The sequence below is a fragment of the Exiguobacterium sp. SH0S2 genome, assembly GCF_004337185.1.
Lineage (GTDB): Bacteria > Bacillota > Bacilli > Exiguobacteriales > Exiguobacteriaceae > Exiguobacterium > Exiguobacterium aurantiacum_A.
Genome location: NZ_SJVB01000001.1, coordinates 115,068 through 132,168 on the forward strand (window position 1 = coordinate 115,068; position 17,101 = coordinate 132,168).

Here is a 17,101-nt window from a genome sequence, read left to right on the forward strand (position 1 = left end):
AGATGTCACCAGCTACATAGCAATCAGATGTAGCACACTATGCAGCATCGCATCAAACTTGTCGTATGCAGTCGATCGGTCAACCCAAGGAAAAAAAGGAGGAAATTTCACATGAAGAAATTGATGTCTTTACTTGGTACACTTGCTCTAGCGTTCGCGTTCATCCTGCCAGTCAGTGCAGATGGACACGAGAACGCGATGGTCCGTGTGCTCCACGCTTCGCCTGACGCCCCTGCGGTGGACGTCTATGTCAACGGTGAAGTCGCAGTCGAAGGCGCGGAGTTCAAAGCGCTTACGGATTACTTGACACTACCGGCTGGTGACTACAACGTCGAAATCAAACCAGCAGGCGACACTGAGACAGTCGTCGTCGCAGCCGATCTTTCAATCGAAGCTGGTAAATTCTACACAGCGGCAGCGATCGGTCAACTTGCAAACATCGAGATCGCAGCGATGGAAGATGACGCCAACTTTGAAGATGGCAAATCGAAAGTCCGCGTCGCTCACTTCGCACCTGACGCACCTGCAGTCGATGTAGCTCCAAAAGGTGGAGACCCACTCTTCTCAAACCTCGAGTTCAAAGCAGTCAGTGACTACGGTACACTCGATGCTGGAACGTACGATCTTGAAGTTCGCCCAGCTGGCGCGACTGACGTCGTAAAAGCGCTTGACGGCGTCGCCCTCGAAGGCGGTAAAAACTATACGGCATTCGCAATCGGCCTTCTTGAAGGGGAACCTGCTTTCGAAGTACTCCTCGCAGCTGATGGTGGAGAAATGGCCGAAGCTCCTGAGACAGGTCAAGGCGGTCTCGCTCAGACAGCTTCAATGAACTGGTTGCTCGCAGCAGCAGTACTTGGCGCAGCAGCAGCTGGCTTCTACGTCTTTCGTCGTCAGAAACAAGACGCTTAAGCTACTTTTGATCGGAACGTTCTCGTTCCTCATGGTAGCACCAGTAGCGGATGCCCCGGGCGTGGATGCGAAACTTTCAACTGTCGGATTCGCAGAACCGCTCGTGTTGGCCGCTACTGAAATCGATCGTCAGTCCTTTCACACCGAGACGTTCGTTCCAAAACGACTGAAGATCCCGTCTATTGAAGTCGATACTGTCATCCAACCGGTCGGTAAAGACCGATACGACCGGATGGACACACCGGCTGAAGCAGACGAGGTCGGCTGGTATCGTTACGGGGCGAAAGCAGGAGCGAAAGGCAACGTCGTCTTATCCGGACATTTAGACGATTTACAAGGCCCGGCCATTTTCGCTAATCTTGATCAGATACGACTTGGAGAGCAGGTGACGCTCCAACGTAACAAGCAAGTGATCGAATATGAGGTCGTGTCAGTCGAACGGTACCGGGTCGAAGATGTTCCGCTCGCCTCGATTTTCGCGGCGACACAATCGGTTCGTCTTCAACTCATCACGTGTGCGGGTCCTTATGACCCAGAACATGGGTATCGAGACCGGATTGTCGTCACGGCGATTGTTAAGCAATAGCACAATTTTTCAACTCGGGATGAAAATCATCCCGAGTTTTTTTGATATATTATAAACTGTCGGAAAATTGATTGAATAAATTGACGGGGGATTTAATAGAGCGTGCTAAAAAGAAAACACATCGCAAATGTAGGACTGTTCATTATTTTTTGGTTAATCAGTTATGAGAGAGTTGGGACTGGCAGCGGCAGTTTCCTACTTGCGATCGGCATATATTTGACTTGGCAGTTCGTGTTAGGTCGTGACTCAGTGAAAGAGAAACGGGAACTGAGTAAGAAAATGAGAGAAATGCGTCTCCATAATGAGCAAGACTTGTTTTTTGAAGAGCACCGAAGATGGAATGAAAAGATGAGGGCGCGTGAACAGGCAGCCGATCAGACGCGGCTAGGTGAATGAATCTGATATCTAAAACAAGCAACAGGTCCCGATGATTCGGGACCTGTTGCTTGTTTTAAGTCGTATTCACTATAAAGTCTGGTTCGCCTTAGGCGTCCATGCGGTCGAGCAACTTCGAGAGAAGGACCAATTCTTCGTCTGAAAAATCGCCGAACACGTCCATCAAGTACTCGATTTTCATGTGTTCGAGCGTTTCGAACAAGACACGGCCTTCCTCTGTCGCTTGAAGTTCGACGACACGACGGTCGCGATCGCTGCGTTCGCGCGAGATCAAGCCTTTTTTCGTCAACTCATCAGCAAGGGCCGTGATCATCGAGGCCGAGAATTGAAACTCATTCGACAAAGCCGAGGCGATTTGTGGACTATTTTGACAGAGCGATCGGAGGATGAAGAATTCGTTACGCGTCAAGTATTGCGAAAACATCGAGCGGAGGTTCTTTTTCACTCCGCGGTAGTTCATGCGAATCCCACGCTCAGCGTCTGCGACGAGCTGGCGACGGGATGCCGTGTGTACAGGTGTTGTCATCCTCGAAAGTCCCTTCTATAAAAAATCATTATTTGCATATATTTCAGTACATAAAAACATTCTACAACAAAAACATGAAGTCTGTAAAGTTATGATGGCTCTTCGTGGATACGCAATTCTTGAATGATTTCGTCGTAATGCTTCAAGTCCGGATAAAACCGACGGAAGAAGAATTCGATCTGTTGATCATCGCCTTCCGCGAGCAGTTTGGCGAGAACGGCATAGACGACACCCATCCCTTGACGCGGCAGTAACGAGGACGGCAGTAGCGTCGCACATTGAACGGCTCGATTGAAGTAACGATCGAGCGTATCCCTCAAATCTTGAAACGTTCGGATCTCGGCATAATGGAACATGCGCGTCAGCTCGACGATGGTCGACAAGTCGGTCTCGAGCAACCAGTCGCTTTGGAAGATGGCGTTATCAAGCTTCTCGACGGTGACGTCGTTGGCGATATAGTAGTTCAAGTTATCGCGGGTGATCGTGACTTTCTCCGGTGACTCGACGATCCGTTCGACCGTCTCTTGTTCGAACGTGCGCAACTGTTTGCGAATATTGACGAACTCCGAGTCCGCGATCTCGAGCAGTCCGGCGACACGGCTGAAGCTGCGCTTGATCTCCGGTGGGACCGCGTTCGGATTCTTATAACCTAAATCGTGCTCGATCTCGGCCCAGGCGTGCTGGAGGATCGAGCGGACTTGGATCTCGGCCTCTTTCTCCTCAAAACGGCGATATTCACCGAGGGCGAGCCGTTTATCGCTCAATCCGACGACGTAATGGACGGACAGGTATCCGAACTCGTTCGGGTCGAGCAACGTCGACTTGTCGATCGACTGCTCGCGGTCGATTCGAAATTCTTCTTCAAGAATATGGGCGACGGCGCGGACGTCATCATGAAAATAAGTGACGATCCGGATCCCGGCCAAATCTTGGACGTCACGCAGCGACCGGTACTGGTACGGCTTGCGGGACAGTTTCGCATATAGGCTCTCGGCTTCTTTCGCTCGGGCGACGATCGAGTGGAACTGGATCCCGGCATCGTCCAACAGTTCGCTCAGCAGCGACTTCAGCTTGGCGGCGAACGCCTCATAGTCCTCTTTCTCATTCATATAGTCGAGCATGATTGTGTTCATATCCTGTCTCGGCATCTCAATCACTCCTTGTCTCATTGTTCTTATTATATCATCAATGAAAACTTGATAGCACGGCGGTACTTCCCGGTTGATATGATACAATACGTCAGAGAAAAAGGGGAAGGGAGAATGTTATGAAAGTGTCGCATACGTTCAAATCGCCTGAGCGCGAGAAACTTGAAATCGTTTCGGGCCTGTTGCAACAGGCCGGTTACAAAGTCTCGAAGCCCAGTTCGCAACCCGAACTGTTCCGGATAAAAGTCGGACGGGAAGGGGTGGAGACCGAAGCCGAGGAGCGGCAGCGCATCCAAGGGCTCGTCGACCACTTCGAGATCGAGTATTGGTCTTACACGATACATTGACCTCTTGTTAATAAAACGATTCGTCCAATCGGGTTTTATGACTCACTTTTCGGGAATAGTATATTATTCGATTTTAGAAAGCGAACGTTTAGGAGGATGAAAGATGTTAGAAACGAGAATTGTGCCAGATATGACTTCGGTCGACCATGAAGTGAACGGAATGGTGTCGGGCGGATGCGTCAATGAGAGCATTTACTTATTTGCCAAAGATGAAGAATTGACGATTCGACTCGCTGCCGAAGCGGGTGTGCAGCCTTACCGCATCACCGAGAAAGGCATGTGGGAATCACTCGTGTCAAAATTCACGAAAAACTCGGATGACCGTCTTGACCAGCTCGAGAGCCTCGGGCTGACGAAGCAGATGGTCGAATCACTTGAAAGTGAGATTCAGGACGGTAAAATCGTTCTCGTTTGCGACAAGAGTTGAGTAATCATTTTAAAACGGACCTGACAAATTTGTCAGGTCCGTTTTTTGATGTCACTTCGTATCGTAGTAGGCATCGACGATCCGGCGGAGCGACCGTTCATCCAAATCAAGCGGCTTATAGCCGGCATCGGCTAAAAGTTGCTTCGTATTTTGATCGTTGAAGACGATATTACGATTCAAATAAGGATTGAACACTTTCACCATCTCGTTGAACGTGTGCTCAACGTTGCTGAGCTTTGAGGATTGAGTCTCGGTGATCTTGAGATGCGGGAACGCGAGTGCCTGCTTCATATACTCGAGCATCGTCTCGTTCCGAGGCGGGGCATCGTTCGTCACGTTGTAAATCGTGTTCGGGCGGGCGTGCTCGATGGCGGCGAGCAACACGTCGGCCACGTAATCGACCGGGACGAGGTTAGACGTACCGGTCTCCGAGCCGAGCAGACGGATCGGTTCGGCCGGGGCACCTCGACGCTCGAGGCGGCGCTTGAACACCTCGAGGGCGCGCATGTAACCGTACATCGTGAACTTCGAGTCGGCTTCCCCGGTTTTCGAGTCGCCGACGATGATGGCCGGCCGGAAAATGGAGACGGCGAGGTCGTGTCGGGCCGCCCAGACTTCGCGTTCGGCATGGGCCTTGCTCTCCTCATACGGATTATGGAACGGCTGGTCCGTCGCATATAGCGTCTCATCCCCTGCTTCACGAGCCCCGAGCGTGTAGGCCGTGCTGACATGGAAGAAGCGGGGGCAGTGCAACGCCTTCGTTAAAGCGAGGGCCTGTCTCGTCCCCGTCAAGTTCGTATCGAACAGCTCCTCGCGCAATTCTTCGTCGAATTTGACGAGCGCCGCCATGTGGAGCACCAAATCGAATTGATCAACGTTTGATTGGATAAACGCCTCGTCCGCTCCAAGGAGCGGAGCCGTCAAATCACCGGCGAGCACGTCAATCGAACGAAGTTCACTCTTCGTAAACATCGCCGTCACTTTCTGTGGCGTTCGGGCCAAGACGCAAAGTCGATGTCCTCGGGCAATCAGTTCGCGGGCGAGCCGCCCTCCTAAAAATCCGGTCGCACCGGTCATAAATATATTCACAGCGTTCTTCCTCTCTGTTCAGTCTCTACCCATCATACCAAGCGTCACGAGAATGAGCCACTTCGAACTCAGATTTTTATAGCAGCATCAACGGTCTACGCGATCCGCCGCGAGTAAAACAAACGCGCGAGCAGGACCGCGAACTTCCTTCCCAATCAGCATGCTCATCGATGCCGAGCCGCCAAAATCGAAAGAATAGGGGTTTAACTTTTTAAAAAGTAGGTTATGACTTAAGGAGAAGCGTACGTATGGTACGTCATGACAGTGATGACCTGTCAAATAAATTAAGTGAGGTTTTTAAGAATCATGGCAAATCTATTCGGAACTGATAAGGACGGCAATAGGAAGAAGCAAGAAGAGATTGAAAAAACGGTCCAAGAGAAAGGTATTACACAAATCCACATGTATTTCTCTGACGTGATCGGAGACTTGAAGCTGTTGACTCTTTCTGCAAAGTTGTTGCCGGAAGTTTTTGAAGGGAAGACGATGTTCGACGGCTCGTCAATCGCCGGTTTTTCTTCTATCAAAAACTCAGACCTATTCTTGAGACCGGATTTAGATCGACCACGCTACGAACAAGACGGTGACGAGAGCATCCTCGCTTTCTTCTGTGACGTCTGTACACCAGACGGCGAACGTTACGAGTTCGACCCGCGCAACGTGTTGAAAGACGCGTTAGAGCGCGCTGCCCGTGACGGTTACTCCATCTTCGTAGGGGCCGAACCAGAATTCTTCATTTTTGACGAAAACGGCGAGTTTTATGACGAGGCCGGTTACTTCTCGACACGTTCAGAAGATAAAGGCTACGAAGTACGTCAACATATCGCCAACCGCTTGAGCGAGGTCGGATTCAACATCGAAGCGGTCCACCACGAGGTCGCACCGGCTCAACACGAGATCGGCATCAAGTACGACACCGCCTTGCACACGGCGGACAACATCCAGTTCTTCAAGGAAGTCGTCCAGCTCGCGGCACAGGAAAAAGGGGCTAAAGTATCGTTCTTGCCAAAACCGCTCCGTGACGTCAACGGTTCAGGGATGCACTTGAACATCTCGGTCTGGAACAACGACAAAGACGGCAATCCGGTCGATAACGCCTTTGAAGAGCCGGAGTCTGACTACGGTCTCTCGCACACGGCCCGCCACTTCATCGAAGGGATCTTGAAGCATGCCCGGGCGACGGCCATCTTCACGAACCCGCTCCCAGAATCATACGAGCGCCTCGTCCCAGGGTTCGAGGCACCGGTCAACATTTGTTGGAGCCCGTCGAACCGTAGCTCGATGATCCGCATCCCGGCTTCACGCGGCAGCGCGACACGCGTCGAGGTCCGTAACCCAGACCCGAGCGCGAACCCGTACTTGGCACTTGCGGCGCTCATCTACGCCGGTCTTGAAGGGATCGAGCATAAGATCGAGCCGTCGGCACCGAACGAGGACGACTTGTTCGAGTACTCGGCGAAACAGATCGAGAGCCAAGGCATCTCGTCGCTCCCGGCGACGTTCCATGAGTCGATCCAAGCATTGAAGCAAGACCGTTTCCACGACTACTTCAACCACGACATGATCGATCGTTACTTGTCGCTCATCCAAGTCCGTAAGTAATCCGATAAATAAAAAACGCCATTCCTCGCGCGAGGAATGGCGTTTTTTTGACTTAATGGATACCGCGCATATACTTTTTAATGACCGGGGCCAGCGCGAACAAGATCATGCTGAGCACGATCGCTACTCCGCCGATGATCCCGAAGTAGAGCATCTCGTTCTCTGGCGAGTAGAACCGGACGAGCTGGGCGTTGATCCCTTGTGCCGCCGCGTTCGACAAGAACCAAAGCGACATCGTCTGGGCCGAGAAGGCGGCCGGGGCGAGTTTCGTCGTCGCCGACAGACCGACCGGAGACAGACTGAGCTCACCGAGGACGATGATGAAGTAACTGAGGACGAGCCAGAGCGGATTGACGAGCGTGTCCGGTCCACCGAAGTAGGCCGGCAGCAAGATCACGAGGAAGCTCAAACCGGCGAACAAGATCCCGAAAGCGAACTTCGTCGGGATGCTCGGCTCACGATCACCGAGCCGCACCCATAACCAGGCGAACACAGGGGCGAGCAGGATGATGAACAACGGATTCAGTGATTGGAACCAGGCCGGCGACAGCGTGAACCCTAAAAATTCAAGATCGGTCCGCTTATCGGCATAGCTTGCCAAAATCGTCGCGCCCTGTTCTTGAATCGCCCAGAACATGACCGAGGCGATGAAGAGCGGGATGTAGGCGATGATGCGTGACCGCTCGACTTCTGTCGTTTTCGGGCTCCGGTACATGACGATGAAGTAGATCGTCGGGATGAAGATCCCGAACACACCGACGAGACCGATGAACGTGTTGATCGTGAACAAGCCTTGTGGGATCAGGATGGCCAGTAATCCTCCGATGAGGATGACGGCCAATGTCGTGTACTTGATCGCATTCTTCTTTTCAGACGCCGTCAACGGGTTCGGCACGTAAGACCCGGCGAGGCCGAGGTTGCCTTTTTTCGTGAGGACGAAGACGACGAGACCGATGAACATCCCGACCGCGGCGAGAGCGAAGCCCCAATGGAAGCCGTAGCTCTTTTGGACGCCGCCGACGATCAACGGCGAGATGAAGGCCCCGAGGTTGATCCCCATGTAGAAGATACTGAACCCGGCGTCACGGCGACGGTCCGTCTCGTGATACAGGTCACCGACGATACTCGACACGTTCGGCTTCAACAGTCCGGTCCCGATGACGATGAGACCCATCGAGATGAACAAGAACGTGAGGCTGCCCGGGATCGACAAGACGATATGACCGAGCATGATGAACACACCACCAAAAAATACGGCCCGGGACGTCCCGAAGACGCGGTCGGCGAGCCATCCCCCGATGACTCCTGACATGTAGACGAGCGCGCCGTACACGGACATGATCGACAGGGCGACGTTCTGGTCGAGACCGAGACCGCCTTCCGATACCTCGTAATACATGTAGAAGACGAGGATGGCCCGCATGCCGTAGTACGAGAAACGCTCCCAAAATTCAGTGAAGAACAACGTGAACAAGCCTTTCGGCTGTCCGAAAAATCCTTTTTGTGGCACACTGTCCACAATTTTCTGTTTATCGATCCTTTCCATGAAAGATCCCTCCTTGACCGTATTATCATAAGAAGAATCATTATGTTTGTAAAGGAAAAATGAAAGTGAAGTTCAAATTTTAACAGATTTGAAACGAAACAAAAATCCACCTAAACCAAGTTGTTTTAGGTGGATTGAACAATTAAGCGGTCTTTTGCCTGGCTTCTTCAGCGCTAACATATCTCCCGAGACGCCAATAGATGAGACCCGACAAACAACTTGCCGCCCCGACAAGGATGAGGGCGATGTGCCCGGCGCGTTGGTCGAGGAACAGGCTGGCCATGAGCGGTGCGGTCACGCCGCCGATCAACCATTGGATGCTGGCGGCCCCGTTATAGGCACCGCGCATGTTCTCGGGGGCGATCATGGCGATGAACGTCTGTTGGACGGGCGACATGATCATCTCGCCGAGCGTATAGAACGCGTATACGGCGAGCAGGATACCGACGAGGACGAGGTACGGGGTACCGAGCGTATAGAGGAGCCGCGGCACGACCGCAATCAACATCATCCCGATCCCGAAAATCGTCGCCCCGACCAGCATGACGTTGCCGAACGGTTTGCGCCCGAGTTTTGAGGCGATCGGGAATTGGAACAAGACGACCATGATGCCGTTCAAGGCGAGCAGATAGGCGAACGGGTTCTCGCGGTCGGTGAACGACGGCATCGACTCTTTCAAGAACAGCGGCAACATGCTCTCGATCAGCGAGAAGCCCATCGAGATGAAGACGCCGGCGAAGATGAAGACGAGAAAGACTTTGTCGTTGTAAAAGACGCGTAAGACGTCACGGTTCGACGGTGTCTCCGCTTCGGTCGTCTCTGGGAGCGACTCGCGGATGAAACGTCCGAGAACGAGCGCGTACAAGGCGAAGACGAACGCTGCCGTGAAGAAGATGTACTGTCGGTCGATGAACAAGACGGCACTGCCGAGCAGGGGACCGAACGCCGCCCCGATATTATGCCCCATCCGTAAGAGACCGAACGCCTCGTTCATCTGTTCCGGCTCGGTCACGTCGGCGACCATCGCGCTCGCTGCCGGGTGGAACAGCGAGTTCGTCAAACCGAGCATGGCGTTCAAAAGGAGCAGCGGCCAAAACGTTTCCGCGAAAGCGAAACCGATGAGCGCGACCGCATCACCGAGGATGGCGGTCATCATGACCGGTTTTCGACCGTATAAGTCGGCGAGACGTCCGCCGACGACCGAGCCGATGAGCGCCATGATCGGTCCGGTCGCTAAGATGACGCCGACTTGGACGTAGCTGTCGAGCTTGTCGCTGTAATAGAGGACGAGGAACGGGGCGATCATGAACATCATGACACCGGTGATCGTCTCGCCGAGGAAGCGAATCCAAATGTTACGGTCGAGCCGTTTGAGTGATTGAATCATGCGTTTCACCTGCTTCTACAAAATAAAAGGGACGAAGGATGCACGGAGGCATACTCGTCCCTACTTGCTTATGCACGCCTCGGAAGACAGGCGGGTGACTTCAGTTCATGAAACGGAAGACCCCGACCTGTCAGTATGAAATTGGATACGATGTGGCTGCGTCATGACTGACATGGCGGGTCCTCCTTTCTGAAAGTTTACTCTTCGTTTCAACTGTATGACAGATTCTTGAAATGTGTCAACATATTTTGACTTGCGTCATAACAGTTCATTTAAATTCTTGCGGGTGAGCCGATAATCGATCAACCGGGACAAGACGACTTGAATCATCGCGGTCACGGGTACGCTGATGAACATCCCGACGAGGCCGAACAGGCTCCCCCCGATGATGATCGATGTGATGACCCAGAACGGGGTGATCCCGACGCTGTCGCCGAGAATTTTCGGGCCGAGCCAAAGTCCGTCGAACTGTTGCAGCAAGAAGATGAACAACAAGACGAGCAGGGCCGTGAACGGGTCGTAGAAGTAGGTGATGATGAACGCCGGGATCATCCCTAAGAGCGGCCCGACGTATGGGATGAAGTTCAGCACCCCGATGATGACACCGAGCAAGAGCGCGTACGGCGCGCCGATGATCAAGAGCCCGATGACGGCCATCACGCCGATGATGAGACAGTCGAGCGACTTTCCGATGATGTAGCGTTTAAAGATATAGTCCATCTCTTGGAAGATGTCGATCGTCGTCTTCGCCGAGGCGACCGGGAACATCGCGTACAGTAGACGCTTGAACATCCGGGCGAACACTTCCTTGTCTTTCAACAAGTAGATCGAGATGACGATCCCGATCAACAAGTTGATCAACGTCATCGTGAAGCTCGACACGTAACCGACCGAAGACACGACGGCCGTCTCGACCCATCCGGAATACCGTTCCTCGAACCGGTTAAAATCGATCGCTTGGGCGATCGTCGCATTATACTCCTCGACATACGTTTTCAGCTGCCCGAGAAAGCCATCGATTTGGCGAATATAAAACGGGAGCTCCTCGATGAGAGACGCGACGCTCGAATAGATGCGAGGGAACAGCGTCACCGCTGACACGACAAGGATCCCGATGAACGTGACGTAGACGATCAACAAGCCTTGGTAGCGCTTCAAGTGGAACCGCTCTTCTATATAGGATAGGACGGTGTTGAGGAGCAGCGCGATGGCGATCCCCATGATGATCGGCGTCAACAGCTGAAACGCATACTGCATGACCCGAGAGATCGTGTCCGGCTCGCTGATGACTTTCCATAGGACGAGCAGAATCAGCCCGATCACGCTTAACTTCCATATCAATTGACGGTTTAGTTCCAATGGTCTATCCCCTCATGCTGTAAATTTTGCAGAATAACGTTCACCTTTTACTATGAACGTTTTTTTACCGGGATTCAATAGCGGTAAGGAATTTTTGAAATAAGGATTGACAAGGTTGGTAACGTTTGGTTTACTAAATGACATATTACAGAAATTATCAATTGCATATAAAAACACTTTCTATCAAGAGAAGCGGAGGGACTGGCCCGATGAAGCTTCAGCAACAGATTGTTTCAATACTGTGCTAATTCCAGCAAGGTGACCTTGAGAGATGGAAAGGTGGTTGTTTGAATACGTCCGTATCTCGACACCCCTTTCCTCGGAAAGGGGTGTTTTTGCATAGGAGGACTATTCATGACAGACAGACGCTCGAAGTTACTTAAAACGTTACCACCCCAGCATTTCGTCGGACTCGCCGCTGAAGTCGCCGCACTCGAGCGTTCAGGCCGCGACGTCATCCGGCTCGGCCAAGGAACGCCCGACTTGCCGACACCGGCCCCGATCTGTGAGGCGTTGCAGACGGCCCTGCTCGACCCGGCGACACACCAATACGGACCGTTCCGGGGACAGACGCGCCTGAAGCAAGCGGTCGCGACGTTCTACCAGACCGAATACGGCGTCGCGCTCGATGCCGAGACCGAAGTGGCCATCTTGATCGGCAGCAAGTCGGGACTCATCACGCTCCCGCAATGTGTGCTCGAGCCAGGTGACGGCATGTTGCTCCCGAACCCGGGCTACCCGGACTACATCTCGGGGGCGCGTCTCGCCGGTGCGGTCGTCCACGACCTCGTCCTCCGGGAAGAGAACGGCTATCTTCCTGATTACGAGACGCTCGATCCGCAGGGAGCGCGACTCATGTATTTGAACTACCCGAGCAATCCGACCGGCGCCGTCGCGTCGCCCGCGTTCTTTGACGACACGGTCCGGTTCGCGAATAAGCATGACCTCATGGTCGTCCACGACTTCGCGTACGGCAGCATCGGTTTCGACGGGCACGTCCCGCCGAGCTTCCTGCAGACGCCGGGTGCGAAAGACATCGGCATCGAGGTGTATACGATGTCGAAGGCGTTCAACATGTCCGGCTGGCGGGTCGCTTTCGCCGTCGGCAACCGCGACATCATCGAGGCGATCAACACGTATCAAGACCACGTCCATGTGAGTGTGTTCTCGGCCATCCAAGAGGCGGCCATCGCCGCGCTCGAGTCGCCACGTTCGCTCCGGGACGACTTGTCACGGTTGTATGAGGCCCGCCGCGACCGGCTCGTCGACGGGTTACGTCAGGCCGGATGGGACATCACGGCCCCGAGTGGCTCGTTCTTCGTCTGGGCGAAAGTGCCGGACGGGGACGCAAAATCGTTCTCGCATAAGCTGCTCCACGAGGCAGGGGTCGCCGTGACGCCGGGCTATTTCTTCGGCTCAGAAGGCGAGCGGTACGTCCGGTTCGGGCTCGTCTCCGCCGAGCCGAAGATCGACGAGGCCGTCGAGCGGATCGAGAAACTGTTCGCGACGTATGAAGAGGTCCGGGCATGATCCGCCAAGCCGTGCTCGAGTACGACCATGCGGATGACGGGCTCGAGCGGCTCGATGAATTGATCGCTGGCCGTCGTGCTCACGTGCTGCGCGGGCAGAACGGTTTTGACGTCGTCAAGCGTGTCCTGCCAGCGATCACTGCCTATCCGACATCGCTGTTCCGTGGCGAATGCACGGACGCCGAGGTCGAACGGCTCCGTTTGAAGGATGCGGACGTCCTCCTTGCCGTCGGTGGGGGCAAGCTCGTCGACACGGCGAAACTCGTCGCTTACCGGCAAGGTGTCCCGCTGATCGTCATCCCGACGCTCGCCTCGAACTGTGCCGCCTTCACACCGCTCAGCGTCATCTATGACGAGCACGGCACCTATGACCGCTACGACGTGTTTCGCGTCGTCATCGAGCGGGTCATCGTCGACGCAAGGGTCGTGACCGACTCGCCGTACGACTACTTCCGGGCCGGCGTCATCGACACGGTCGCCAAGTTTTACGAGGCCCGCTATTTGAGCGGCGACAGTTCGCCTGATGCCGGCGTCAATACCGGTCTCGCCTTGGCCGAGCAATGCGGCCGGCTCGTCGAACTCGACTTGAGTGAGTCCAGTTTCACCGCGTATGGGCCAGAGACCCGGTTCGCGGTCGATCACATCCTTGCCGTCGGCGGTGCCGTCGGTGGTTTCGGGGACGCCGGGACACGCGTTGCCGTCGCCCACGCTGTCCACAACGCGCTCAGCCGCTTCGAGTCGACCCATCCGTTCTTACATGGCGACAAGGTCGGCTTCGGCCTCCTTGTCCAAGAACGGTTGCGTGGCTCGTCTGACGCCCCATATTTAGAGGCGTGGCTCGCCAGGATCGGCGCGCCGACGTCACTTGAGACGCTCGGACTCGTGCCGGCCGACATCCCGCAACTGGTCGAGGCGGTCCGGGTCGAGACCGAATTGCAACGTTCACCCGTCCCGCTCGATATTGACTATTTGAAAATAATTTTTGAAAATTTAGTATTTTCTGTTTACAAATAAAAGAATTAAAAGTAAGATGATAACAATTAAATAAGACCGATAGCTTATCAAGAGTGGTGGAGGGACTGGCCCTATGAAACCCGGCAACCAGATCGTAATGATCATGGTGCTAATTCCAACAGACGAAACGTCTGGGAGATGAGCGTGTCCGACTGTCTTTGACTTGTCGTGCCCGCCACTCTTTATGAGTAGCGGGCTTTTATTTTGGAGGAGGAATCATTCATGAACATCAAACAGAAAACAGTACTCGCAGGAACATCTCTACTCGCGGCCATCGCCTTGTCGGCGTGCGGCCAATCGGACGCGAGCGAAGCGCTCAGCACAGAAGCCCTCACGATCGGCGTGACAGGCGGACCGCACCAGCAGATCGCCGAGAAAGTAAAAGAACTCGCGGCCGAGGATGGCCTCGAGCTCGACATCAAGGTGTTCAACGACTACAACACGCCGAACACCGCACTCGACGAAGGCAGTCTCGACGTGAACAGTTACCAGACGCTGTCGTTCCTCGAGCTACAGAAGGCGGACAAAGGCTATAAGATCGACGACGTGTTCAAGACGGTCGCTTTCCCGATGGGGCTCTATTCGGACAAGCTGACGGACATCAAGGAGTTGAAGGAGGGCGATAAAGTCGCCGTCCCGAACGACCCGGCGAACGAACTTCGGGCGCTGCGCCTGTATGAGACGGCCGGACTCATCACCTTGAAAGAAGGATTGACGGACAAGGCGACGAAACGTGACATCGCCGAGAACCCGCTCAACCTCGAATTCATCGAGCTCGAGGCGTCACAACTCCCGACCCAGCTCCCGGAAGTCGCGCTCGCGGCCATCAACACGAACTTCGCGATGGGTGCCGGCCTATCGATCAATGAGGACGCCTTGTTCCATGAAGACACGGTCGACAACCCGTACCCGAACTACGTCGTCGTCCGTACCGACAACAAAGACGATGAAGTCGTCGAGACACTCAAATCTTACTACCACTCGGACGAGGTCCGGACGTTCATCGAAGAGACGTTCGACGGCTCGATCGTCCCGGCGTTTTAAGGAGGCACTATGATCGCACTCAAACAGATCTCAAAAACGTTCACGGTAAACAAAGGGACCGTCACTGCGCTCGACGATGTCTCGCTGACGATTGAAAAGGGTGAGATCTTCGGCATCATCGGTCGGAGCGGCGCCGGCAAGAGCACGCTCATCCGCATGATCAATCTGCTCGAACGGCCGACGTCAGGTCAAGTCGAGATCGAAGGGCAAGACATCACGACGCTCGACAAAAAAGGGTTATCAAAGCTCCGTCACCGCATCGGGATGATCTTCCAGCACTATAACCTGCTGAAGACTGCGACCGTCGAAGACAACGTCGCCATCCCGCTCCGCCTAGAAGGACTCGATAAACGCTCGATCAGCGAGCGGGTCGACAAGTATCTCGATATCGTCGGACTGACCGATCACCGTAAACATTACCCGGAGCAACTCTCCGGCGGCCAGAAACAGCGCGTCGCCATCGCTCGGGCCTTGGCCCACGAGCCGGACATCCTGCTCAGTGACGAGGCGACGAGCGCGCTCGACCCGGAGACGACCGAGTCGATCCTCGATCTGTTGCTCGAGATCAACCGCGAGCTCGGGCTGACGATCTTCTTGATCACCCATGAGATGGAAGTCATCGAGCGCATCTGTGACCGGGTCGCCGTCATCGACGCCGGCAAGATCGTCGAGGAAGGGGACGTCCTCGACGTCTTCTCGGACCCGAAACATCCGACGACGCGCCGCTTCTTGAAAGCGAACCTCGACGTGCCGAAAGAAGTCGTCGACGTGTTGAGCTCGCACGGGACGCTCGTCAACTTGTCGTTCATCGGTCACCAGACCGAACAGGCCGTCCTCGCCGAGTTGACGAAACGGTTCGGCCTGCTGCCGAACATCATCGGGGGCGGGATCAAAAAGCTGAAAGGCGGTCTCGTCGGCAACTTGCTCGTCCATCTCGACGGGGACCAGGCACAGACCGACCAAGCCGTCCGCTACCTTGAAGCGAGCGGCGTCAAAGTGAAGGAGGTGACGAACCATGCTGCAGTTTTGGGGAAATTGGGGTGACTTGATTTGGACGGGCACGATCCAGACGCTGACGATGACCGGCATCGCGCTCGTCATCTCGACACTGATCGGCTTGCCGCTCGGGACGCTCCTCGTCTTGACGCGGCCGAATGGACGGCTCGCGAACCGTTACTTTTACGGGGCATTGTCGAGCGTGATCAACGTCGTCCGCTCGATCCCGTTCATCATTCTGCTATTCTTCATCTTGCCGTTCACCCGTTTCATCATGGGGACGACGATCGGCGTCCAAGGCGTGCTGTTGCCGCTCATCGTCTTCACGGCGCCATACATCGCCCGTTTGATGGAGTCGGCACTGCTCGAAGTCGATCGCGGCGTCGTCGAGGCGTACGAGGCGATGGGCATCTCGACGCGTAAGATCATCTGGTACGTATTGATCCGTGAGGCGCGGTCGTCGATCGTGCTCGGTCTGACGATCGCGACGATCGGTCTGATCGGTGCGACGGCGATGGCGGGTCTCGTCGGTGCGGGTGGACTCGGCGATATCGCCTATCAGTACGGGCATCTCCGGTTCGAGCCGGGAGTCATGTACGTGACGATCTTCGTCTTGATCCTGCTCGTGCAGTCGATCCAATCATTCGGCAACCGCTTGGCGGCCCGTCTAAAGAAAGCCTGACAAAAGAGCGTCGCAAAATTTGCGGCGCTCTTACTGTTTGTCTAATAGTCGTTTCAAGTCGGCGATCCGGTTATGCCGCGGGATGAACGTCCGGATCTCTTTCTCGCTGAACCCGATCTGGATCCGGTTGTCATCGACGACGATCGGACTCTTCAAGATCTGCGGATGCGTCGCGACAAAACTGTACAGTTCGCGGAGCGACATCTCGTCGAGCTGGTCGGCCGCTTGTTTGTAGACACTTTTTTGGACAGACAAGAGATCGGTCGTCCCGTTTTCGGTGAGCCGGAGCATCTCCTTGAACTCGGTGAACGACATTCCTTGGTCGGTCAATTTCTTCTCGATGAACGGGATATTCTGTTCGCGTAACCAATCGAGCGTCTTGCGGGAAGAACTGCAGCTTGTATGCGTGAATACGGTGACCGTCACGACAACCACTTCTCCTTTTCCTAAGGTTGGATTACTTTATTGTCTCTCGATTATACGGGTTCGGCGTAGAATATGTTTCAAATCACAT

Annotated in this window: 17 protein-coding genes and 2 riboswitches; of the genes, 10 read left to right on the plus strand and 7 right to left on the minus strand. The window is 54.4% G+C overall.

Features of this window, described 5'->3' with window-relative positions:
- The first annotated feature begins 111 nt into the window (after positions 1-111).
- Both EVJ21_RS00605 and EVJ21_RS00610 read left to right on the plus strand, forming a co-directional pair.
- Positions 112-909 carry a DUF4397 domain-containing protein gene (locus tag EVJ21_RS00605; RefSeq protein WP_070327221.1) on the plus strand — a complete coding sequence of 266 codons (798 nt, stop codon included), beginning with the start codon at positions 112-114 and terminating at the stop codon, positions 907-909.
- A gap of 31 nt (positions 910-940) precedes the next feature.
- Positions 941-1,495 carry a class F sortase gene (locus EVJ21_RS00610; RefSeq protein WP_236636540.1) on the plus strand — a complete coding sequence of 185 codons (555 nt, stop codon included), beginning with the start codon at positions 941-943 and terminating at the stop codon, positions 1,493-1,495.
- Positions 1,496-1,979: 484 nt separating this feature from the next.
- Here EVJ21_RS00610 and EVJ21_RS00615 read toward each other — a convergent pair whose 3' ends face one another.
- Both EVJ21_RS00615 and EVJ21_RS00620 read right to left on the minus strand, forming a co-directional pair.
- A complete protein-coding gene (locus EVJ21_RS00615) occupies positions 1,980-2,417 on the minus strand; it encodes a MarR family winged helix-turn-helix transcriptional regulator (protein WP_071397555.1) in 438 nt (145 codons plus the stop codon).
- Positions 2,418-2,506: 89 nt separating this feature from the next.
- A complete protein-coding gene (locus tag EVJ21_RS00620; protein WP_236633674.1) occupies positions 2,507-3,565 on the minus strand; it encodes a GTP pyrophosphokinase in 1,059 nt (352 codons plus the stop codon).
- A gap of 119 nt (positions 3,566-3,684) precedes the next feature.
- On the opposite strand from EVJ21_RS00620, the gene EVJ21_RS00625 reads away from it, so the two are divergent.
- Positions 3,685-3,912 (plus strand): hypothetical protein, encoded by a 228-nt coding sequence (locus tag EVJ21_RS00625; RefSeq protein ID WP_070327225.1) that lies wholly within the window; start codon positions 3,685-3,687, stop codon positions 3,910-3,912.
- Between the two features lie 103 nt (positions 3,913-4,015).
- Positions 4,016-4,339, plus strand: a complete 324-nt coding sequence (locus EVJ21_RS00630; RefSeq protein WP_035386614.1) for a YflT domain-containing protein — start codon at positions 4,016-4,018, stop codon at positions 4,337-4,339.
- A 51-nt stretch (positions 4,340-4,390) separates the two neighbouring features.
- Here EVJ21_RS00630 and EVJ21_RS00635 read toward each other — a convergent pair whose 3' ends face one another.
- Positions 4,391-5,428, minus strand: coding sequence for an SDR family oxidoreductase (locus EVJ21_RS00635; RefSeq protein WP_070327226.1), 1,038 nt, complete (start codon positions 5,426-5,428; stop codon positions 4,391-4,393).
- A 306-nt stretch (positions 5,429-5,734) separates the two neighbouring features.
- On the opposite strand from EVJ21_RS00635, the gene EVJ21_RS00640 reads away from it, so the two are divergent.
- Positions 5,735-7,030 (plus strand): glutamine synthetase family protein, encoded by a 1,296-nt coding sequence (locus EVJ21_RS00640; protein WP_131440764.1) that lies wholly within the window; start codon positions 5,735-5,737, stop codon positions 7,028-7,030.
- A 52-nt stretch (positions 7,031-7,082) separates the two neighbouring features.
- On the opposite strand, the gene EVJ21_RS00645 is transcribed toward EVJ21_RS00640, so the two are convergent.
- The 3 genes from EVJ21_RS00645 to EVJ21_RS00655 all read right to left on the minus strand — a co-directional run bounded on the left by EVJ21_RS00645 (position 7,083) and on the right by EVJ21_RS00655 (position 11,322).
- Positions 7,083-8,576 carry a peptide MFS transporter gene (locus tag EVJ21_RS00645; RefSeq protein WP_131489719.1) on the minus strand — a complete coding sequence of 498 codons (1,494 nt, stop codon included), beginning with the start codon at positions 8,574-8,576 and terminating at the stop codon, positions 7,083-7,085.
- Between the two features lie 142 nt (positions 8,577-8,718).
- A complete protein-coding gene (locus tag EVJ21_RS00650; protein WP_131489720.1) occupies positions 8,719-9,963 on the minus strand; it encodes an MDR family MFS transporter in 1,245 nt (414 codons plus the stop codon).
- 258 nt (positions 9,964-10,221) lie between these two features.
- Entirely contained in the window at positions 10,222-11,322 is a 1,101-nt protein-coding gene (locus tag EVJ21_RS00655) for an AI-2E family transporter (protein WP_131463531.1), read from the minus strand.
- 177 nt (positions 11,323-11,499) lie between these two features.
- Positions 11,500-11,600, plus strand: a riboswitch (SAM riboswitch).
- Between the two features lie 76 nt (positions 11,601-11,676).
- On the opposite strand from EVJ21_RS00655, the gene EVJ21_RS00660 reads away from it, so the two are divergent.
- The 5 genes from EVJ21_RS00660 to EVJ21_RS00680 all read left to right on the plus strand — a co-directional run bounded on the left by EVJ21_RS00660 (position 11,677) and on the right by EVJ21_RS00680 (position 16,587).
- Complete coding sequence (locus EVJ21_RS00660) at positions 11,677-12,852, plus strand: aminotransferase class I/II-fold pyridoxal phosphate-dependent enzyme (RefSeq protein WP_131458874.1); 1,176 nt, start codon at positions 11,677-11,679, stop codon at positions 12,850-12,852.
- Positions 12,849-13,865, plus strand: a complete 1,017-nt coding sequence (locus EVJ21_RS00665; RefSeq protein WP_131489721.1) for an iron-containing alcohol dehydrogenase — start codon at positions 12,849-12,851, stop codon at positions 13,863-13,865. Before EVJ21_RS00660 ends, EVJ21_RS00665 begins: the two co-directional genes overlap by 4 nt.
- Before the next feature lie 41 nt (positions 13,866-13,906).
- Positions 13,907-14,010: riboswitch (SAM riboswitch) on the plus strand.
- 77 nt (positions 14,011-14,087) lie between these two features.
- Positions 14,088-14,909 (plus strand): MetQ/NlpA family ABC transporter substrate-binding protein, encoded by an 822-nt coding sequence (locus EVJ21_RS00670; RefSeq protein WP_131463527.1) that lies wholly within the window; start codon positions 14,088-14,090, stop codon positions 14,907-14,909.
- A gap of 9 nt (positions 14,910-14,918) precedes the next feature.
- Positions 14,919-15,953, plus strand: coding sequence for a methionine ABC transporter ATP-binding protein (locus tag EVJ21_RS00675; RefSeq protein ID WP_131489722.1), 1,035 nt, complete (start codon positions 14,919-14,921; stop codon positions 15,951-15,953).
- A complete protein-coding gene (locus EVJ21_RS00680; RefSeq protein WP_131489723.1) occupies positions 15,925-16,587 on the plus strand; it encodes a methionine ABC transporter permease in 663 nt (220 codons plus the stop codon). Before EVJ21_RS00675 ends, EVJ21_RS00680 begins: the two co-directional genes overlap by 29 nt.
- A 30-nt stretch (positions 16,588-16,617) precedes the next feature.
- On the opposite strand, the gene EVJ21_RS00685 is transcribed toward EVJ21_RS00680, so the two are convergent.
- Positions 16,618-17,013, minus strand: coding sequence for a Spx/MgsR family RNA polymerase-binding regulatory protein (locus EVJ21_RS00685; protein WP_070327923.1), 396 nt, complete (start codon positions 17,011-17,013; stop codon positions 16,618-16,620).
- Between the last annotated feature and the right edge of the window lie 88 nt (positions 17,014-17,101).

Coding starts and splice junctions, on each gene's coding strand:
- EVJ21_RS00680 (WP_131489723.1), top strand. CDS start 15,925: ATGCTGCAGTTTTGGGGAAATTGGGGTGACTTGATTTGGACGGGCACG.
- EVJ21_RS00630 (WP_035386614.1), top strand. CDS start 4,016: ATGTTAGAAACGAGAATTGTGCCAGATATGACTTCGGTCGACCATGAA.
- EVJ21_RS00660 (WP_131458874.1), top strand. CDS start 11,677: ATGACAGACAGACGCTCGAAGTTACTTAAAACGTTACCACCCCAGCAT.
- EVJ21_RS00670 (WP_131463527.1), top strand. CDS start 14,088: ATGAACATCAAACAGAAAACAGTACTCGCAGGAACATCTCTACTCGCG.
- EVJ21_RS00605 (WP_070327221.1), top strand. CDS start 112: ATGAAGAAATTGATGTCTTTACTTGGTACACTTGCTCTAGCGTTCGCG.
- EVJ21_RS00625 (WP_070327225.1), top strand. CDS start 3,685: ATGAAAGTGTCGCATACGTTCAAATCGCCTGAGCGCGAGAAACTTGAA.
- EVJ21_RS00665 (WP_131489721.1), top strand. CDS start 12,849: ATGATCCGCCAAGCCGTGCTCGAGTACGACCATGCGGATGACGGGCTC.
- EVJ21_RS00650 (WP_131489720.1), bottom strand. CDS start 9,963: ATGATTCAATCACTCAAACGGCTCGACCGTAACATTTGGATTCGCTTC.
- EVJ21_RS00645 (WP_131489719.1), bottom strand. CDS start 8,576: ATGGAAAGGATCGATAAACAGAAAATTGTGGACAGTGTGCCACAAAAA.
- EVJ21_RS00620 (WP_236633674.1), bottom strand. CDS start 3,565: ATGCCGAGACAGGATATGAACACAATCATGCTCGACTATATGAATGAG.
- EVJ21_RS00675 (WP_131489722.1), top strand. CDS start 14,919: ATGATCGCACTCAAACAGATCTCAAAAACGTTCACGGTAAACAAAGGG.
- EVJ21_RS00615 (WP_071397555.1), bottom strand. CDS start 2,417: ATGACAACACCTGTACACACGGCATCCCGTCGCCAGCTCGTCGCAGAC.
- EVJ21_RS00610 (WP_236636540.1), top strand. CDS start 941: ATGGTAGCACCAGTAGCGGATGCCCCGGGCGTGGATGCGAAACTTTCA.
- EVJ21_RS00640 (WP_131440764.1), top strand. CDS start 5,735: ATGGCAAATCTATTCGGAACTGATAAGGACGGCAATAGGAAGAAGCAA.